General features: G+C 32.7%; 17 protein-coding genes. 13 read left to right on the top strand and 4 right to left on the bottom strand.

The annotated features are described in order from the left end of the window. Window positions 1-59: 59 nt before the first annotated feature. Complete coding sequence (locus tag MHZ36_RS05795) at window positions 60-293, bottom strand: glutaredoxin family protein (RefSeq protein WP_239230225.1); 234 nt, start codon at window positions 291-293, stop codon at window positions 60-62. Between the two features lie 198 nt (window positions 294-491). On the opposite strand from MHZ36_RS05795, the gene MHZ36_RS05790 reads away from it, so the two are divergent. The 3 genes from MHZ36_RS05790 to MHZ36_RS05780 all read left to right on the top strand — a co-directional run bounded on the left by MHZ36_RS05790 (window position 492) and on the right by MHZ36_RS05780 (window position 3,599). After that, entirely contained in the window at window positions 492-1,844 is a 1,353-nt protein-coding gene (locus tag MHZ36_RS05790) for a cytochrome ubiquinol oxidase subunit I (RefSeq protein WP_239230224.1), read from the top strand. Beyond that, window positions 1,844-2,860 carry a cytochrome d ubiquinol oxidase subunit II gene (locus MHZ36_RS05785; protein WP_239230223.1) on the top strand — a complete coding sequence of 339 codons (1,017 nt, stop codon included), beginning with the start codon at window positions 1,844-1,846 and terminating at the stop codon, window positions 2,858-2,860. The genes MHZ36_RS05790 and MHZ36_RS05785 overlap by 1 nt, the downstream gene beginning before the upstream one ends. A gap of 79 nt (window positions 2,861-2,939) precedes the next feature. Beyond that, on the top strand, window positions 2,940-3,599 hold the full coding sequence (locus MHZ36_RS05780) for a potassium channel family protein (RefSeq protein WP_239230222.1): 660 nt from the start codon (window positions 2,940-2,942) through the stop codon (window positions 3,597-3,599). A gap of 377 nt (window positions 3,600-3,976) precedes the next feature. Here MHZ36_RS05780 and rnjA read toward each other — a convergent pair whose 3' ends face one another. Both rnjA and MHZ36_RS05770 read right to left on the bottom strand, forming a co-directional pair. Next, on the bottom strand, window positions 3,977-5,863 hold the full coding sequence (gene rnjA / locus MHZ36_RS05775; RefSeq protein WP_239230221.1) for a ribonuclease J1: 1,887 nt from the start codon (window positions 5,861-5,863) through the stop codon (window positions 3,977-3,979). Then, window positions 5,863-6,078 (bottom strand): DNA-dependent RNA polymerase subunit epsilon, encoded by a 216-nt coding sequence (locus MHZ36_RS05770; RefSeq protein ID WP_239230219.1) that lies wholly within the window; start codon window positions 6,076-6,078, stop codon window positions 5,863-5,865. The genes rnjA and MHZ36_RS05770 overlap by 1 nt, the downstream gene beginning before the upstream one ends. A 498-nt stretch (window positions 6,079-6,576) precedes the next feature. Here MHZ36_RS05770 and MHZ36_RS05765 point away from each other — a divergent pair, with 498 nt between their 5' ends. Continuing rightward, window positions 6,577-6,849 (top strand): hypothetical protein, encoded by a 273-nt coding sequence (locus tag MHZ36_RS05765; RefSeq protein WP_239230218.1) that lies wholly within the window; start codon window positions 6,577-6,579, stop codon window positions 6,847-6,849. 209 nt (window positions 6,850-7,058) lie between these two features. Here MHZ36_RS05765 and def read toward each other — a convergent pair whose 3' ends face one another. Next, the gene (def, locus tag MHZ36_RS05760) at window positions 7,059-7,610 is read right to left on the bottom strand and encodes a peptide deformylase (RefSeq protein WP_239230217.1); all 552 of its coding nucleotides are present in this window, start codon (window positions 7,608-7,610) and stop codon (window positions 7,059-7,061) included. Between the two features lie 123 nt (window positions 7,611-7,733). Here def and MHZ36_RS05755 point away from each other — a divergent pair, with 123 nt between their 5' ends. From MHZ36_RS05755 to MHZ36_RS05715, 9 genes are all read left to right on the top strand, one after another. Then, window positions 7,734-8,360 (top strand): YkyA family protein, encoded by a 627-nt coding sequence (locus MHZ36_RS05755; protein WP_239230216.1) that lies wholly within the window; start codon window positions 7,734-7,736, stop codon window positions 8,358-8,360. A gap of 264 nt (window positions 8,361-8,624) precedes the next feature. Further along, window positions 8,625-9,737, top strand: a complete 1,113-nt coding sequence (gene pdhA / locus MHZ36_RS05750) for a pyruvate dehydrogenase (acetyl-transferring) E1 component subunit alpha (protein WP_239230215.1) — start codon at window positions 8,625-8,627, stop codon at window positions 9,735-9,737. Between the two features lie 3 nt (window positions 9,738-9,740). Next, a complete protein-coding gene (locus MHZ36_RS05745; RefSeq protein WP_239230214.1) occupies window positions 9,741-10,718 on the top strand; it encodes an alpha-ketoacid dehydrogenase subunit beta in 978 nt (325 codons plus the stop codon). Between the two features lie 147 nt (window positions 10,719-10,865). Next, a complete protein-coding gene (locus MHZ36_RS05740; protein WP_239230213.1) occupies window positions 10,866-12,158 on the top strand; it encodes a dihydrolipoamide acetyltransferase family protein in 1,293 nt (430 codons plus the stop codon). A 3-nt stretch (window positions 12,159-12,161) separates the two neighbouring features. Beyond that, window positions 12,162-13,568 carry a dihydrolipoyl dehydrogenase gene (lpdA, locus tag MHZ36_RS05735; RefSeq protein ID WP_239230212.1) on the top strand — a complete coding sequence of 469 codons (1,407 nt, stop codon included), beginning with the start codon at window positions 12,162-12,164 and terminating at the stop codon, window positions 13,566-13,568. A gap of 127 nt (window positions 13,569-13,695) precedes the next feature. After that, window positions 13,696-13,974, top strand: a complete 279-nt coding sequence (locus MHZ36_RS05730; RefSeq protein WP_239230211.1) for a UPF0223 family protein — start codon at window positions 13,696-13,698, stop codon at window positions 13,972-13,974. Window positions 13,975-14,130: 156 nt separating this feature from the next. Then, window positions 14,131-14,670 (top strand): helix-turn-helix domain-containing protein, encoded by a 540-nt coding sequence (locus MHZ36_RS05725; RefSeq protein ID WP_239230210.1) that lies wholly within the window; start codon window positions 14,131-14,133, stop codon window positions 14,668-14,670. A gap of 14 nt (window positions 14,671-14,684) precedes the next feature. After that, window positions 14,685-15,785 (top strand): ABC transporter ATP-binding protein, encoded by a 1,101-nt coding sequence (locus tag MHZ36_RS05720; RefSeq protein WP_239230208.1) that lies wholly within the window; start codon window positions 14,685-14,687, stop codon window positions 15,783-15,785. Continuing rightward, window positions 15,772-16,575 carry an ABC transporter permease gene (locus tag MHZ36_RS05715; protein WP_239230206.1) on the top strand — a complete coding sequence of 268 codons (804 nt, stop codon included), beginning with the start codon at window positions 15,772-15,774 and terminating at the stop codon, window positions 16,573-16,575. The genes MHZ36_RS05720 and MHZ36_RS05715 overlap by 14 nt, the downstream gene beginning before the upstream one ends. Window position 16,576: the final 1 nt, after the last annotated feature.

The following is a 16,576-nucleotide window of genomic DNA, read 5'->3' as shown; positions in this document are numbered from 1 at the left end:
TTTTCCTTAAAATGGGTAGACATGAATTAAGTAATTAATTATGATCAATTACCTTTTGTTTACGCATCAATATTTAATGTGCGATTTATTTTTTCCATATCTATTTGGTACATCGGTTCATTATCTAACAATATAAAAGGTGTCGCAAATGCATCGTATTCCATCATTTCATTTCTATATTGTGCATGCGCAACATTTTTTTCTTCGAAATTTACACCTTTGTCAGTCAGATAGCTTTTGATAAAAGTACATGGAGGACAGTCATTTTGTGTATAAATTGTGACGCTTTTCATTTGAAGACATCCTTTCTAGAATTCACTTATATTAATAGTAAGAGACTTTATTATAATTATCAAGTATGTAATTTATATGTTTATAGTCATCAATTTGTCACTTAATTATAGTAATAAATAATTTCAAAAAATATATAACGGGTTTATAATGGATGGAAGTTGTGATTTTTGTCACAAATAAAATAAAAAGGTGATAATATGGATTCAGTTGAATTAGCTAGATTTTTGACTGCGATGACACTTGCAGTACACATAATATTTGCAACAATTGGTGTGGGAATGCCGCTTATGTTTGCAGTTGCTGAATTTTTAGGTATTAGGAACAATGATCCTAAATATATAACATTAGCAAAACGTTGGTCGAAAGGTTATACGATAACAGTAGCTGTTGGTGTTGTAACGGGTACAATTATTGGTTTACAGCTATCGTTATTATGGCCAACATTTATGCAAATGGGCGGACACGTTATAGCATTGCCACTATTTATGGAAACTTTTGCTTTCTTCTTTGAAGCGATTTTCTTAAGTATTTATTTATATACATGGGATAGATTTAAAAATAAATGGACTCATTTTTTAATAAGTTTACCTGTAATTTTAGGTGGTTCATTTTCAGCGTTCTTTATAACTGCAGTTAACTCATTTATGAATACACCTGCAGGATTTGAAATGAAAAATGGCAAAATGATTAATGTAGAACCATGGGTAGCTATGTTTAATGACTCATTTTTAATACGCTCATTCCATGTTGTTGCTACGGCATTGATGACAATGGCATTTGTATTGGCAGCTATAGCAGCATTTAAATTATTGAAGAATAAGTTTGCAAAAGATACAGAATATCATAAAAAAGCATTAAAACTAACAATGATATTGGGTATAATATTTACATTAGGTTCGATGTTAGCTGGAGATATGTCAGCGAAGTTTCTTCATAAAGAACAGCCTGAAAAACTAGCAGCTTATGAATGGCATTTTGATACGTCGTCTAAAGCTGATTTAGTATTATTTGGTTCGCTAGATGAAAAGACTCAAGAAGTTTCAGGTGCGGTTAAGATTCCAGGAGTGTTAAGTTTCTTAGCAGATAACAATATAAATACTAAAGTTAAAGGGTTAGATGATTTTCCTAAGGAATTAAGACCACCAATGATAGTGCATTACTATTTTGACTTAATGGTGTTTATGGGTGTGTTTTGTTTAGTCGTTTCGGGTGCTTATGTTATGACATTAGTCTTTAAAAAGTTCAAAAGATTTACGCATTCGAAACCAATGTTATACGGCGCTTTACTTACTGGACCAGCAGCATTATTGGCAATAGAATTTGGTTGGTTCCTAACTGAACAAGGGCGTCAGCCATGGATGGTTAGAGGATATTTAAAAGTTGCTGATGCAGCAACACAAGCAGGTGGCCTCACATTAGTGACTGTACTATTTGCGTTATTATATATTGTTCTTATCGTAACTTCTGCTTATGTATTGATAAGAATGTTTAGAGATAAGCCGGCATATAAAGATGTTGAGCGATTAAAGCAAGAGAGAGGTGATGTATAATGATATATGCTTATATAGGAATTACGGTTCTATGGTTTTTCTTATTTTGCTATATTATTGTTGCCTCTATTGATTTTGGGGCAGGTTTCTTTACACTACATGCAAAACTAACTAAGCAAGATAAAAAAATTAATCACTTGATTGCGAGATATTTAAATCCAGTATGGGAAGTAACGAATGTCTTTTTCGTATTTTTCTTTGTTGGTATGGTAGGCTTTTTCCCTGATACAGCTAAATATTTTGGATCGGTATTGTTGTTACCTGCTTCGATTGCAGTAATATTACTTTCAATTAGAGGTAGCTTCTATGCATTTGAAAACTATGGTCCTGATACTAAATTACCATGGTTAGCAATGTATGGATTGGCAGGATTATTTATACCTGCAGCTTTAGCTACTACGTTAACTATATCTGAAGGTGGATTTATAAAAGAGCATGGTGGTATTATTGATTTAAACTGGGTTGAATTAATATTAAGTCCTTATGCGTGGGCTGTAGTATTTTTAGCAGTTATATCGGTATTGTATATTTCTTCCGGATTTTTAACATTCTATGCTGATAGAGCACGTGACACAGAAGCCTATCGATTATTAAGATATTGGTTCTTATTCTGGGGACCACCAATGATTGCAATATCAATTTTTGTATTCTTATCATTGAGAGTACAAAATGAAACACACTTTATGAATGCAGTCGTTAATTATTGGTGGATGTTCTTATTGAGCTTATTATTCTTTATAGGGGCTATGATACTCACTTATATTAAAAAAGCACACGGTGTTGCATTTATCTTTGTGATGTTGCAAATGGGCTTTGCATTCTTTGGTTATGGTGCAAGCAAATTACCGTATATATTAACGCCATATATTCATATTAAACATGGTGTAACGAATCCAAGTATGGCAATTACGTTAATTACTGCATTTATTTTTGCTTTACTTTTACTAATACCATCGTTAATATTGATAATGAAATTATTTGTTTTTGACAAACAGTATGTTGAAGGAAAGAAATAACAGTTTTTAATTGAAGAGGTGTAGGTATGATTATAATTGATTATACCTATGGCCTCGATTTTTAAATTGGAGGACGCATATGGATAAAGAATATGTGGTAATTGGCTTAGGCCGATTCGGTGGTAGTATAGTGAGAGAACTTAACGCACTTGATATGGATGTAATGGCGATTGATATGAATGAAGCACGTGTGAATGAATATAGTGAAATTGCTACACATGCTGTTGTCGCTGATACAACGGATGAAGCAGTAATGAAAAGTCTCGGCATTAGAAATTTTGATCACGTTATTGTTGCTATTGGTGAAAATATACAATCTAGTACGTTGACGACACTTATTTTAAAAGAATTAGGTGTGAAAAAAGTAACTGCAAAAGCACAAAATGATTATCATGCTAAAATTTTAAATAAAATTGGTGCAGATACAGTTGTACATCCTGAGCGTGATATGGGAAGACGTATTGCCCATAATGTTGCGAGTGCAAGTGTACTTGATTATCTAGAACTTGCTGATGAGCATTCAATTGTAGAGATTAAAGCAAGTGAAAAAATGGCAGGTCAAACAATCGTACAGTTAGATATACGTGCGCAGTTTGGAATTAGTATTATTGCTATTAAAAGAGGTAGAGAAATATTAGTATCTCCAGATCCTAATTTGAGTGTTGAAATAGGGGATATTTTAATTATGATTGGTCATGATAATGACTTAAGTAGATTTGAAAAGAAAGTAGTTCGATAAAATAATAACTGCTTACTATAGTCAAGTGGTTGTTGATTAAACTAACAAAAGCGAAGTTAGGGACATAAATCATAGAAACAAACCCGTAAATGCGATTTTATATCCATTTACGGGTTTGTTTTATTACTATACTTCGTATTGTTGGATTGCTTTATTAGATAGTCTAGACAGTCGTCTCAACCATGATTATCTACTCTATTTGTTTTCTCAGAATTAGGCGTCTCGCTAAAAACTTCACAATTAATTTAATGCAAAAAGACTTTATATTTTCTATATAAGAATATTATATCGATGTTTAAAATAAAGAGAGCTAATTCAAATTTTGAATTAGCTCTCTTTATTTATGTTTAGACACTCATGTACTTAACTTTTGAATTTTATTTTTCTTCACTCTTAGATGTTTCTTGTACTTCTTGTTTATTGCTATTCGGTTTTTTTGTATTTCTTGGTTTCTTGGTTGGTCTAGGTTGTTTAGGTGATTTTGCTGCCTGCTTATCTTGAGACGGTTTAGTATTAACTTTTGAAGCGCTATTCTTGTTAGGTTTATTACTTTTCGTCTTTGGTTTAGCAGGTGGTGGTGTTTGTCCATCTTCATTAACCTTCATAATAACAGGTAAAATCATCGGTTTACGTGCTGTTTTATCATACAAATAGGGTTGTAATGTTTCAATTATTGAAGATTTAATTTGATGCCATTGGATTTCAGGGTTTTGATTTAATTTTGAAATTACATCTGTTTTAATTCGACGCTGTGCATCATAAATTAATTGTCCAGATTCACGCATATATACAAAACCACGTGAAATAATATCAGGACCTGAATGTAAAGTATTTGTATTGAAATCGATACTGACTACAACAATCACTAATCCTTCTTCAGATAATAGTTTACGGTCTCTGATTACAACATTACCGATATCTCCAATACCGCTACCATCAACAAGTACATTTCCTGAAGGAATTCTACCAGCTTTACGTGCAGAATCTTTTGTTAATGCTAAGACATCACCTATTTCAAATATAAATACATTATCAGGGTCAACACCACAGTCTATACCTGTTTGACCATGTGCTTTTAACATACGATATTCACCATGAATAGGTAAGAAAAATTTAGGTCGAATCAAGCGTAACATTAATTGTTGATCACCTTGAGAACCGTGCCCAGATGTATGGATATTTGAAACTTTATTATGAATTACTTCTGCGCCTGCTCTATATAGCGCATTAATTGTACGATTAATGCTCTTTGTATTACCTGGAATAGGCGAAGAACTAAATACTACTGTATCATCTGGAATGATTTTGATTTGCTTATGTGTACCATTTGCAATTCTAGAAAGAGCTGCCATTGGCTCACCTTGAGAACCAGTACATAAAATTAATAGTTCGTGTTTAGGGATGCTATTTATTTTATTTGGTTCAACAAATGTCTCTGGCGGAGCTTTAATATATCCAAGTTCCATACCAATTTTTATATTATTTTCCATAGATCGACCAAAAGTAACAATCTTTCTATTGTATTTAATCGCAGCTTCAACTGCTTGCTGTACGCGATAAATATTAGAGGCGAAAGTTGCAAAGATAATTCGGCCAGTACAATTTCGGAAAATCTTTTCTACATTTTGTCCTACTTCTCTTTCGCTTAATGTAAAGTCAGGAACTAAAGAGTTTGTAGAGTCTGATAACAAACAAAGTACACCTTGTTCACCAAGTTTCGCCATTTTAGCAATGTTTGCTGGTTCTCCTACAGGTGTGAAGTCAAACTTAAAATCACCAGTATGAACGATATTACCTTCTGGTGTGTTTACGATTACACCATAGGCTTCAGGAATACTGTGTGTTGTTAAATAGAATGACACTTCAAAATGCTTAGATTTAATCACACTGCTTTCATCAATTTCAATGAGTTCAGTAGTTCTCAATAAATGATGTTCTTCTAATTTATTTCTGATTAAGCCTAAGGCTAATGGGCCACCATAAATAGGTACATTGATTTGTTTAAGTAGGTAGGGCACACCACCTATATGATCTTCATGACCGTGTGTAATAAACAGACCGACAATCTTGTCTTGATTCTGTTCTAAATAAGTAATATCAGGAATGACATAATCGATACCTAAAAGGTTATCGTCTGGGAATTTAATTCCAGCATCGATAATTACAATTTCATCTTGATATTCCACGGCATAAGTGTTTTTACCAATTTCACCTAGGCCACCAAGCGCGTATACCGCAACTTCATTTTTATGGATTTGCTTCATTATTCAGCTTTCTCCACATTGAAATGATCTGATTGTTTTTCATATTCTAAATGTGCGCCCTCTAATTTTGTGATAAATTCGATGTTGAAATTACGTTCTTTTAAATATCTTCTAACTTGTTCTTCTGTTTCTGCCTCAACATAAATTGTTTGTGTAGATTCACGCACAATTACTTCATCTTTGTCGTGTTGAAAAAATACTTTAAATACTGCCATTATATAGTTCCTCCTAAGATTCTATTTCTTAAATTAAATGTTTTATAGTAAATAATCCCTCATATTTAGTCACCGATAGCAAACTAATATATTTAAATTGATAATATATTAAGAAAAAAATAGCTTCTTTACTAAACATAAGTTGAATCAAATGCAATTTTTGCTAAAAGATTATGGATTATTTTAATTATCGTTCATTTTGAAAAATACAAATAAATTTATATTTTCAGTTATATCTCATTTTACATGATGTAGTTGAATAAATAAAGCAGTTTTGTCTTGTATTCTGCTAATATTATTAAGGACTAATGCTTATTTTAATCGAAATGAAGGCTTAGACGTATGAATAAGGTGAAAAGTTTTCTGAAAATTTTAAATTAATTTACTAAAAACTTGAGTAGGTCATCATTTTTATTTATGATAATAATGTATATATACATATAATAAGGAAAGTAAAATTTGAATTATGAGTTTGAAAATTAGGTGAAGGTGATTGAAATGGAACAAGTAACCAGAATTATTGAAGATGTTAAAAATGAAAAAAAGAGAACGGATAAGATATTTCAAGGTATTACTTTTGAAATAAGAGCTGAACAAGTATTGATGTTTTTTAATTATAGTGAGATTGTCGATAATATTAATGGTAATCAATATTATGTAAAACATAATCACGACCCAGAATTTATTGATATTCAAGAATTAAATCAGTTGAAAGAAGGATTGCAAAAAATTGAAGTTACTTTCAACGAACGAAGAGATGATTTCATGTAGTTACGTACTTTTCAAGTAGTAATTTAAGCATACAAGTTTATTAGGAAATCTTTGATTGAATAATTATTGAATTTCAATTTGGATGAAAATAAAGAGATTAATGACTTTGGCATAAATATGATAATAAAATGATATGAGACAGGCTAAAACATTATTAATGTTTTAGCCTGTCTCATAGTTTAGCTTATAATGAAATAAATGAAATAAGTTTAAACTTCTATAGCCTCATTATGTGGTTTTAATGGATTATCGCTATCAATATAGTCATAAAACATAACGCCATTCAAATGATCAATTTCATGTTGTAAAATAATTGCTGGATAGCCTTTCAAACGCATTTGCACGTCATTACCATCGATGTCTTTTGCTTTAACTGTTATTCTATTTTTACGATGAACTAATCCAGGGATATTTTCGTCGACACTGAGGCACCCCTCACCAGTTGGTAAATATGCTTCTTGTATGCTATGACTTGCTATTTTAGGGTTAACTAACATAAGATCATAACTTCTGCCTTCACCGTCATCTGGTAAGTAAACGGCAATCATTCTTTTTGAGATATTGATTTGTGGTGCTGCTAAACCAACTCCTGAACGTAAACCATATTTATTTGCGATTTCTTCATCTTGACTGTTAATTAAAAATTCGCGCATAGATTTTAACGTTTCTCGATCTTCATCTGATAGAGGGATTTCAACGTCTTGTGCTTTTTCTCTTAGAGTGGGATGCCCATCTCTGATAATATCTTTCATTGTTAACATTTGTTCATACACCTTCCTTAATATAAAATATACCAAAGTTTAATAGTTAAAATACAGTGATAAATTTGAATTGTTATATAATATTATATAACATAACACACACATAAAGGAGGATTTCATAATATGAAATTAAAACATGGTGTTAGTGTATTACTTGCTTCAACGATATTAATGGCAGGTTGTACTACGGATAGAGGAGAAATAAAAAATTATAATGAGCAAGTTGAAAAGGCAAATGATACAGAAAGTGTAGTTAATTCGGTAGGCAAAAAAATTAACAGCCTAGAACAAGAAAAACAAAAACTTGTTAAAAGTGTCAGCGGTAAAGACCAAAAAGAAGTTCAAAAAACCTCTAAAAAAATTGTTGATAATGTTGAAGAGAGAAAAGAAACATTTAAAAAAGAAGAAGATGCTTATGACAAATCAGAACAGCAATATAAAAAAGGGCAAAAACATATAGAGAATATTGAAAATAAACAAAAACAAAAAATGGTAAAAAAATATGATAAAGCACAGCTTGAAAAATATAAAGCACATAAAAATTATGCTGAAGCTTATGACAATGTATTAGATAAAGAAAAAGCAATGTTTAAATATACATCAGGTGACAATGTAGAACAGTCAGAAATAGATAAGAAATCAAAAGAAGTTTCTAAAGCATACAAAGATATGAATAAAGCATTTAAAAAATATTCTGAAACTATGCAGAAAGTTAAAGATGAAAAACAACAAGTTGATAGTATAAGTTAATTAAAAGGAATGGTTTTGAATTTTCACTATAAAAGGATATACTAAGGTTAATGGTTGCGCTTACATCTATAGCGTGCCACACTTGATTTCATAGAAAATAAGGACTAATACAGAGTTGTGTTTAAGATTGATACAGTTCTAAAACTGTACTCATTTTAAGTACTACAGAACTTTTTTAAAATGTTTAACAGTGTAACAGTTTTGTGATACAATACTAGAGGATAAAATGAATTTCTATTATACGGGAAAGGTATGGTGAATTGAATGGCTCCGAAATTACAAGCCCAATTCGATGCAGAGAAAGTATTAAAAGATACTGAGTCTCAATTTGAAATGATCCAGATTTTGGATGAAGATGGTAATGTTGTTAATAACGACTTATTACCGGATTTAACTGATGAACAACTCGTTGAACTAATGGAGAGAATGGTATGGACACGTATTCTTGACCAACGTTCTATCTCATTAAACAGACAAGGTAGATTAGGTTTCTATGCACCAACTGCTGGACAAGAAGCTTCACAATTAGCTTCACAATATGCTTTAGAGAAAGAAGACTTTATTTTACCGGGATACCGTGATGTACCTCAATTAATATGGCACGGTTTACCTTTAACTGAAGCTTTCTTATTCTCAAGAGGACACTTTAAAGGGAATAGAATGCCTGAAGGAGTTAATGCGTTAAGTCCACAAATCATTATCGGTGCGCAATATGTACAAACTGCTGGTGTTGCATTAGGTATGAAAAAACGTGGAAAACAAGCTGTAGCAATTACTTACACAGGTGACGGTGGTTCATCTCAAGGTGATTTCTATGAAGGTATTAACTTTGCTTCTGCTTACAAAGCACCTGCTATTTTTGTAATTCAAAATAATAACTATGCAATTTCTACACCACGTAGTAAGCAAACAGCTGCTACTACATTGGCTCAAAAAGCAATTTCTGTAGGTATTCCAGGTATACAAGTTGATGGTATGGATGCATTAGCTGTATATCAAGCAACTAAAGAAGCACGTGATCGTGCAGTAAATGGTGAAGGTCCTACATTAATTGAAACTATGACATACCGTTATGGTCCACATACAATGGCTGGGGATGATCCTACTAAATACAGAACTTCAGATGAAGACTCTGAGTGGGAGAAAAAAGATCCATTAGTACGTTACAGAAAATTCCTTGAAAATAAAGGTTTATGGACTGAAGAAAAAGAAAATGAAGTCATCGAACGTGCAAAAGCAGAAATTAAAACTGCTATTAAAGAAGCAGATAATACTGAAAAACAATCAGTTACTGACTTGATGGAAATTATGTACGATGAAATGCCTCAACATTTACAAGAGCAATATGAAATCTATAAAGAGAAGGAGTCGAAGTAACCAATGGCACAAATGACAATGGTTCAAGCAATTAACAACGCGCTTAAAACTGAATTACAAAACGATGAAAATGTTTTACTTTTCGGTGAAGACGTGGGTGTTAATGGTGGTGTTTTCCGTGTAACTGAAGGCTTACAAAAAGAATTCGGTGAAGATCGTGTATTCGATACACCATTAGCAGAATCTGGTATCGGTGGTTTAGCCTTAGGTTTAACTACAGAAGGTTACCGTCCAGTAATGGAAATCCAATTCTTAGGATTCGTATTTGAAGTATTCGACTCAGTTGCAGGTCAAATTGCACGTACACGTTTCCGTTCAGGTAACTCAAAACAAGCACCAGTAACAATCCGCGCTCCATTTGGTGGTGGTGTACATACACCAGAATTACATGCTGATAACTTGGAAGGAATCTTAGCACAATCTCCAGGTTTACATGTTGTAATTCCATCAAACCCATATGACGCTAAAGGTTTATTAATTTCTGCAATTAGAAGTAATGACCCAGTTGTATATTTAGAGCACATGAAATTATACCGTTCTTTCCGTGAAGAAGTTCCTGAAGAAGAGTATACAATTGAAATTGGTAAAGCAAGTGTAAAACAAGAAGGTACAGATATTACACTTATCTCATATGGCGCTATGGTTCAAGAATCATTAAAAGCTGCTGAAGAACTTGAAAAAGATGGTTATTCAGTTGAAGTGATTGATTTAAGAACTGTACAACCAATCGACATCGAAACATTAGTAGCTTCAGTTGAAAAAACTGGACGCGTTGTAATCGTTCAAGAAGCTCAACGTCAAGCTGGTGTTGGTGCTACTGTAGCATCTGAACTTGCTGAACGTGCTATTCTTTCATTAGAAGCACCAATCGCACGTGTTGCTGCAGCTGATACTGTATATCCATTTACACAAGCTGAAAATGTTTGGTTACCAAACAAAAATGATATCGTTGAAAAAGCAAAAGAAACATTAGAATTTTAATTATAACCTTGGAGAAGTGGGATTTTAGCGAATGCTATGTCCTACTTCATTTCAAGTTTATATAAAAAACAGCATGAGGTTTTGACATATATGTCTTTCGCTCATTTTCTTATTTTGACTTAATATGAATTTTTAGGAGGAAATAACGTGGCATTTGAATTTAAATTACCAGATATTGGTGAAGGTATCCACGAAGGTGAAATTGTAAAGTGGTTTGTAAAAGCTGGAGATCAGATTGAAGAAGACGATGTATTAGCTGAAGTCCAAAATGACAAATCAGTCGTAGAAATTCCATCTCCTGTTTCAGGTACAGTCGAAGAAGTACTAGTAGACGAAGGTACAGTTGCAGTTGTAGGTGATACAATTGTTAAAATTGATGCACCTGATGCAGAAGATATGCAATTTAAAGGTAGTGAAAGTGATGATTCTTCAAGTGAAGAAGCACCTGCTGCTGAAGAAAGTGCAAAAGAAGAAGCACCAGTTGCTACTGACGATGCAGATGTAGACGAAAGTAAACGTGTTAAAGCGATGCCTTCAGTTCGTAAATATGCACGTGATAACGGTGTTAACATTAAAGCTGTAGCAGCTACTGGTAAAAATGGCCGCACAACTAAAGAAGACATTGATGCTTACTTAAATGGTGGACAACCAGCAGCTTCTAACGAAAGCGCAGCAACACCTCAAGCAGAAGAAACTACAAGTGCTACAGAATCAGCACCAGTTGCTACTGAAGGTGAGTTCCCAGAAACTACAGAAAAAATCCCTGCAATGCGTAAAGCGATTGCTAAGGCGATGGTTAACTCTAAACATACTGCGCCACACGTAACATTAATGGATGAAATTGATGTTCAAGAATTATGGGATCACCGTAAGAAATTTAAAGAAGTTGCAGCTGAACAAGGTACTAAATTAACGTTCTTACCTTATGTTGTAAAAGCTTTAGTTTCAGCACTTAAAAAATATCCAGCGCTTAATACTTCATTTAACGAAGAAGCTGGAGAAATCGTACACAAACATTACTGGAACATTGGTATCGCAGCTGATACTGATAGAGGTCTATTAGTTCCTGTTGTTAAAAATGCTGACCGTAAATCAATATTCTCAATTTCAGATGAAATTAATGAATTAGCTGTTAAAGCACGTGATGGTAAATTAACTTCTGATGAAATGAAAGGCGCAACTTGTACAATCAGTAATATTGGTTCAGCAGGTGGCCAATGGTTCACACCAGTTATCAACCATCCTGAAGTTGCAATCTTAGGTATTGGCCGTATTGCTCAAAAACCAATCGTTAAAGATGGTGAAATAGTAGCAGCACCAGTATTGTCATTATCATTAAGTTTCGACCATAGACAAATTGATGGTGCAACTGGACAAAACGCTATGAACCACATCAAACGTTTATTAAATAATCCAGAATTATTATTAATGGAGGGGTAAAACATGGTAGTAGGAGATTTCCCAATTGAAACAGATACTATTGTAGTTGGAGCAGGACCTGGAGGTTACGTTGCAGCAATTCGTGCAGCGCAACTAGGTCAAAAAGTAACAATCGTAGAAAAAGGCGAACTAGGTGGCGTATGTCTTAACGTTGGATGTATTCCTTCAAAAGCTTTATTACACGCATCTCATCGCTATGATGAAACAAAACACTCAGAAAATTTAGGGGTAATTGCTGAAAGTGTTTCATTAAAATTTGATAAAGTCCAAGAATTCAAACAATCAGTAGTTAAGAAATTAACTGGTGGTGTTGAAGGATTATTAAAAGGTAATAAAGTAGAAATCGTTAAAGGTGAAGCATATTTTGTAGACAATAACAGCTTACGTGTTATGGACGAAAAAAGTGCTCAAACTTATAACTTTAAAAATGCGATTATTGCAACTGGTTCTAGACCAATTGAAATCCCTAACTTCAAATTTGGTAGCCGCGTAATCGATTCAACTGGCGCATTAAATTTACAAGAAGTTCCTGGTAAATTAGTTGTTGTCGGTGGCGGTTATATCGGTTCTGAATTAGGTACTGCTTTTGCTAACTTTGGTTCAGAAGTAACAATTTTAGAAGGTGCAAAAGATATCTTAGGTGGATTCGAAAAACAAATGACTCAACCTGTTAAAAAAGGTATGAAAGATAAAGGCGTTGAAATCGTAACTGAAGCAATGGCTAAATCTGCTGAAGAAACTGATAATGGCGTTAAAGTAACTTATGAAGTTAAAGGCGAAGAACAATCAATCGATGCTGACTATGTATTAGTGACAGTTGGTCGTCGTCCAAATACTGATGAGTTAGGTTTAGAAGAACTTGGTCTTAAATTTGCTGATCGTGGATTATTAGAAGTAGATAAACAAAGCCGTACATCTGCTGAAAATATCTTTGCAATTGGCGATATTGTACCTGGTTTACCATTAGCACATAAAGCAAGCTATGAAGCTAAAGTAGCAGCAGAAGCAATTGCTGGTGAAGCTTCAGAAGTAGACTACATCGGTATGCCTGCTGTTTGTTTCACTGAACCAGAACTTGCACAAGTTGGTTACACTGAAGCACAAGCAAAAGAAGAAGGTTTAGAAGTTAAAGCTTCTAAATTCCCATATGCTGCTAACGGTCGTGCTTTATCATTAGATGATACTACTGGTTTTGTTAAATTATTAACACTTAAAGAAGATAATACATTAGTAGGTGCACAAGTAGTTGGTACTGGCGCTTCTGATATTATTTCAGAGTTAGGTTTAGCAATTGAAGCTGGTATGAATGCTGAAGATTTAGCATTAACTGTACATGCTCACCCAACTTTAGGTGAAATGTCTATGGAAGCAGCTGAAAAAGCTATCGGATTCCCAATCCACACTATGTAATATATGAATTGTGATTTAACACAATTGTTTTAATAATGGCCACTGGTGCAAACTAGTGGCCTTTTTTTAATTAAGATATATTTATGTTAACTACAAAAATATAATAATTTAAGAGAGGTATATTTTTATGGAATATCAATATCCTATAGATTTAGATTGGACCAATGAGGAAATGATGGAAGTAGTAGCCTTTTTTAATGCTATTGAAGCCTTTTATGAAACGAAAGTGGATGGTGAATTACTTCTAAATAGATATAAGGCATTTAAAAGTATTGTGCCCGCAAAAGCTGAAGAGAAGCAAATATTCAAAGAATTCGAAAAAAATAGTGGCTATAATAGCTATCAAGCAGTAAAAACAGTACAAAATGGATCTGATAAAAAATATTTTAGTGCAAATGACAAATAACTATTGTCATGCTTGCTATATTCTGATATTTTTATTAAGCATTAAACAAAATGTTTGATAAAAGTAAACAGAGTATAGCATTTTTTAATTTCTACGTTTTTAAATAACTTGAGATTGCAAACTACAGATTATATTAAATTTAAATTAGGTGACATAATGGAAATCGGTAAAAAATTAAAAGATTTAAGGCGCATAAAAAATTTAACTCAAGAAGAATTAGCTGAACGTACTGACTTATCTAAAGGATATATTTCACAAATTGAAAGTGGTCATGCTTCACCTAGTATGGAATCTTTTTTAAATATATTGGAAGTTTTAGGTACACTGCCTGGTCAATTTTTTCAAGATAATAATGATGAAAAAGTATTATATAAAAAAGCTGAACAAAAAACATATGATGAGTATGACAAAGGTTACTTGTTGACTTGGCCAGTTACGCGTTCTAATGAATTTGAAATGGAACCCTTAATACTCACACTTAAGGGAAGTAGTTCATATAAAAATTTTAAACCCTCACCATCTGATACATTTATATATTGTTTGAAAGGTGAGATTTCTTTAATGTTAGGAGATAAAACTTTTCATGCAACTAAAGGTGATGCGCTTTATTTTAAAGCAAATCAAATACATAAATTATTTAACCCAACGATGTCAGAAGCGCGTGTAATGGTCGTAGCCACTGCGTCTTATTTATAAGGAGGACAAAAATTATGAAACCAATATTATCATTTAAATCTGTAACTAAATCTTATGATGGAATCAATGTTTTAGACGAAATTGATCTGGATATTGAACCAGGACATTTTTATACATTGTTAGGTCCTTCGGGATGTGGAAAAACGACAATATTGAAATTAGTAGCAGGTTTTGAACAAACTGACCAAGGTGAAATAGTATATAAAGATACTGTAATTAACAATTTACCTGCAAATAAACGTAAAGTGAATACAGTTTTTCAAGACTACGCATTATTTCCACACTTAAATGTGTATGATAATATTGCTTTTGGTCTAAAGTTGAAGAAGATGAATCAACAAGCAATTAAACAGAAAGTTAAAGAAGCATTGGCACTTGTAAAGTTATCAGGCTATGAAAATCGTTATATTGAAGAAATGAGTGGTGGACAGAAGCAACGTGTCGCTATAGCACGCGCTATTGTGAATGAACCTGAAATTCTATTATTAGATGAATCATTGTCAGCACTTGATTTGAAATTAAGAACTGAAATGCAGTATGAGTTAAGAGAATTACAATCACGTTTAGGTATTACTTTTATATTTGTTACTCATGATCAAGAGGAAGCACTGGCACTCAGTGATTATATTTTTGTTATGAAAGAGGGTAAAATACAACAGTTTGGGACACCTACAGATATTTATGATGAACCTGTAAATCGTTTCGTAGCAGATTTTATTGGTGAATCAAATATTGTCAGAGGAAAAATGGTCCGAGATTATGTTGTTAATATCTATGGACAAGATTTTGACTGTGTGGATATGGGTATTAAGGAAGGCGAAAATGTTGAAGTTGTAATTAGACCCGAAGATATTTCGCTAATAGCGGCAGAAGAGGGATTATTTGAAGTTACAGTAGATACAATGTTATTTAGAGGCGTTCATTATGAAATTAATTGTATTGACCGTAAAGGATATGAATGGATGATACATTCTACAAAAAAAGCTGAAATCGGAAGTAAAGTAGGTCTTTATTTTGATCCGGAAGCAATTCATATTATGGTTCCTGGGGAAACTGAAGCTGAATTTGATAAACGTATTGAAAGTTATGAGGAGCATGAAAATGAAACAAATTAATAAATTTCTATTCGTGCCTTATATATTATGGATGATACTTTTTATTATCGTTCCAGTAATGCTATTAATTTATTTTTCGTTTTTTGATTTACATGGCCATTTTAGCTTTGAAAATTATAAAAAAATATTTTCAACAACTTATTTTAAAATGATTTGGGATTCAATCCTTTATGCTGCAGCGATTACTGTAATTACTTTGTTGATAAGTTATCCAGCAGCATATTTTATCAGAGCTTCAAAATTTCAAAATCTATGGCTACTTATTTTAATTATTCCAACTTGGATTAATTTACTTCTAAAGACCTATGCATTTATTGGGATATTCAGTCATGATGGTATTATCAATCAATTGTTGGCGATGCTACATATACCAAAAACAGATTTATTGTTTACAACGCCGGCCTTTTTAATTGTTGCAAGTTATATTTACATTCCATTTATGATTTTACCAATTTTCAATAGTATGAAAGATATCCCTAACAATATTTTACAAGCATCTACAGATTTAGGTGCCAATGCATTTACAACTTTTAGAAAAGTGATTATTCCCTTAACAAAGCAGGGAGTTCTCACGGGGATACAAGTTACGTTTATTCCAGCACTATCGCTATTTATGATTACACGACTTATTGCTGGTAATAAAGTAATTAATATAGGTACGGCCATAGAAGAACAATTTTTAGTTATACAAAATTATGGTTTAGGATCAACAATTGCTTTATGCCTTATTGTATTTATGGCAATCGTACTTATCATTACAAATACTAAATCGACTAATGGAAAAGGGTGAA

The organism is Staphylococcus sp. ACRSN (assembly GCF_022346615.1).
Classification (GTDB): domain Bacteria; phylum Bacillota; class Bacilli; order Staphylococcales; family Staphylococcaceae; genus Staphylococcus.
The sequence above is the reverse complement of the archived record's forward strand: the minus strand, read 5'-3'. Positions and strand labels throughout refer to the sequence as shown.

What these genes read in the sequence shown, in the direction of transcription:
- MHZ36_RS05795 (WP_239230225.1), bottom strand. Translation starts at nt 293, where the DNA reads ATGAAAAGCGTCACAATTTATACACAAAATGACTGTCCTCCATGTACT.
- MHZ36_RS05790 (WP_239230224.1), top strand. Translation starts at nt 492, where the DNA reads ATGGATTCAGTTGAATTAGCTAGATTTTTGACTGCGATGACACTTGCA.
- MHZ36_RS05785 (WP_239230223.1), top strand. Translation starts at nt 1,844, where the DNA reads ATGATATATGCTTATATAGGAATTACGGTTCTATGGTTTTTCTTATTT.
- MHZ36_RS05780 (WP_239230222.1), top strand. Translation starts at nt 2,940, where the DNA reads ATGGATAAAGAATATGTGGTAATTGGCTTAGGCCGATTCGGTGGTAGT.
- rnjA (WP_239230221.1), bottom strand. Translation starts at nt 5,863, where the DNA reads ATGAAGCAAATCCATAAAAATGAAGTTGCGGTATACGCGCTTGGTGGC.
- MHZ36_RS05770 (WP_239230219.1), bottom strand. Translation starts at nt 6,078, where the DNA reads ATGGCAGTATTTAAAGTATTTTTTCAACACGACAAAGATGAAGTAATT.
- MHZ36_RS05765 (WP_239230218.1), top strand. Translation starts at nt 6,577, where the DNA reads ATGGAACAAGTAACCAGAATTATTGAAGATGTTAAAAATGAAAAAAAG.
- def (WP_239230217.1), bottom strand. Translation starts at nt 7,610, where the DNA reads ATGTTAACAATGAAAGATATTATCAGAGATGGGCATCCCACTCTAAGA.
- MHZ36_RS05755 (WP_239230216.1), top strand. Translation starts at nt 7,734, where the DNA reads ATGAAATTAAAACATGGTGTTAGTGTATTACTTGCTTCAACGATATTA.
- pdhA (WP_239230215.1), top strand. Translation starts at nt 8,625, where the DNA reads ATGGCTCCGAAATTACAAGCCCAATTCGATGCAGAGAAAGTATTAAAA.
- MHZ36_RS05745 (WP_239230214.1), top strand. Translation starts at nt 9,741, where the DNA reads ATGGCACAAATGACAATGGTTCAAGCAATTAACAACGCGCTTAAAACT.
- lpdA (WP_239230212.1), top strand. Translation starts at nt 12,162, where the DNA reads ATGGTAGTAGGAGATTTCCCAATTGAAACAGATACTATTGTAGTTGGA.
- MHZ36_RS05730 (WP_239230211.1), top strand. Translation starts at nt 13,696, where the DNA reads ATGGAATATCAATATCCTATAGATTTAGATTGGACCAATGAGGAAATG.
- MHZ36_RS05725 (WP_239230210.1), top strand. Translation starts at nt 14,131, where the DNA reads ATGGAAATCGGTAAAAAATTAAAAGATTTAAGGCGCATAAAAAATTTA.
- MHZ36_RS05720 (WP_239230208.1), top strand. Translation starts at nt 14,685, where the DNA reads ATGAAACCAATATTATCATTTAAATCTGTAACTAAATCTTATGATGGA.
- MHZ36_RS05715 (WP_239230206.1), top strand. Translation starts at nt 15,772, where the DNA reads ATGAAACAAATTAATAAATTTCTATTCGTGCCTTATATATTATGGATG.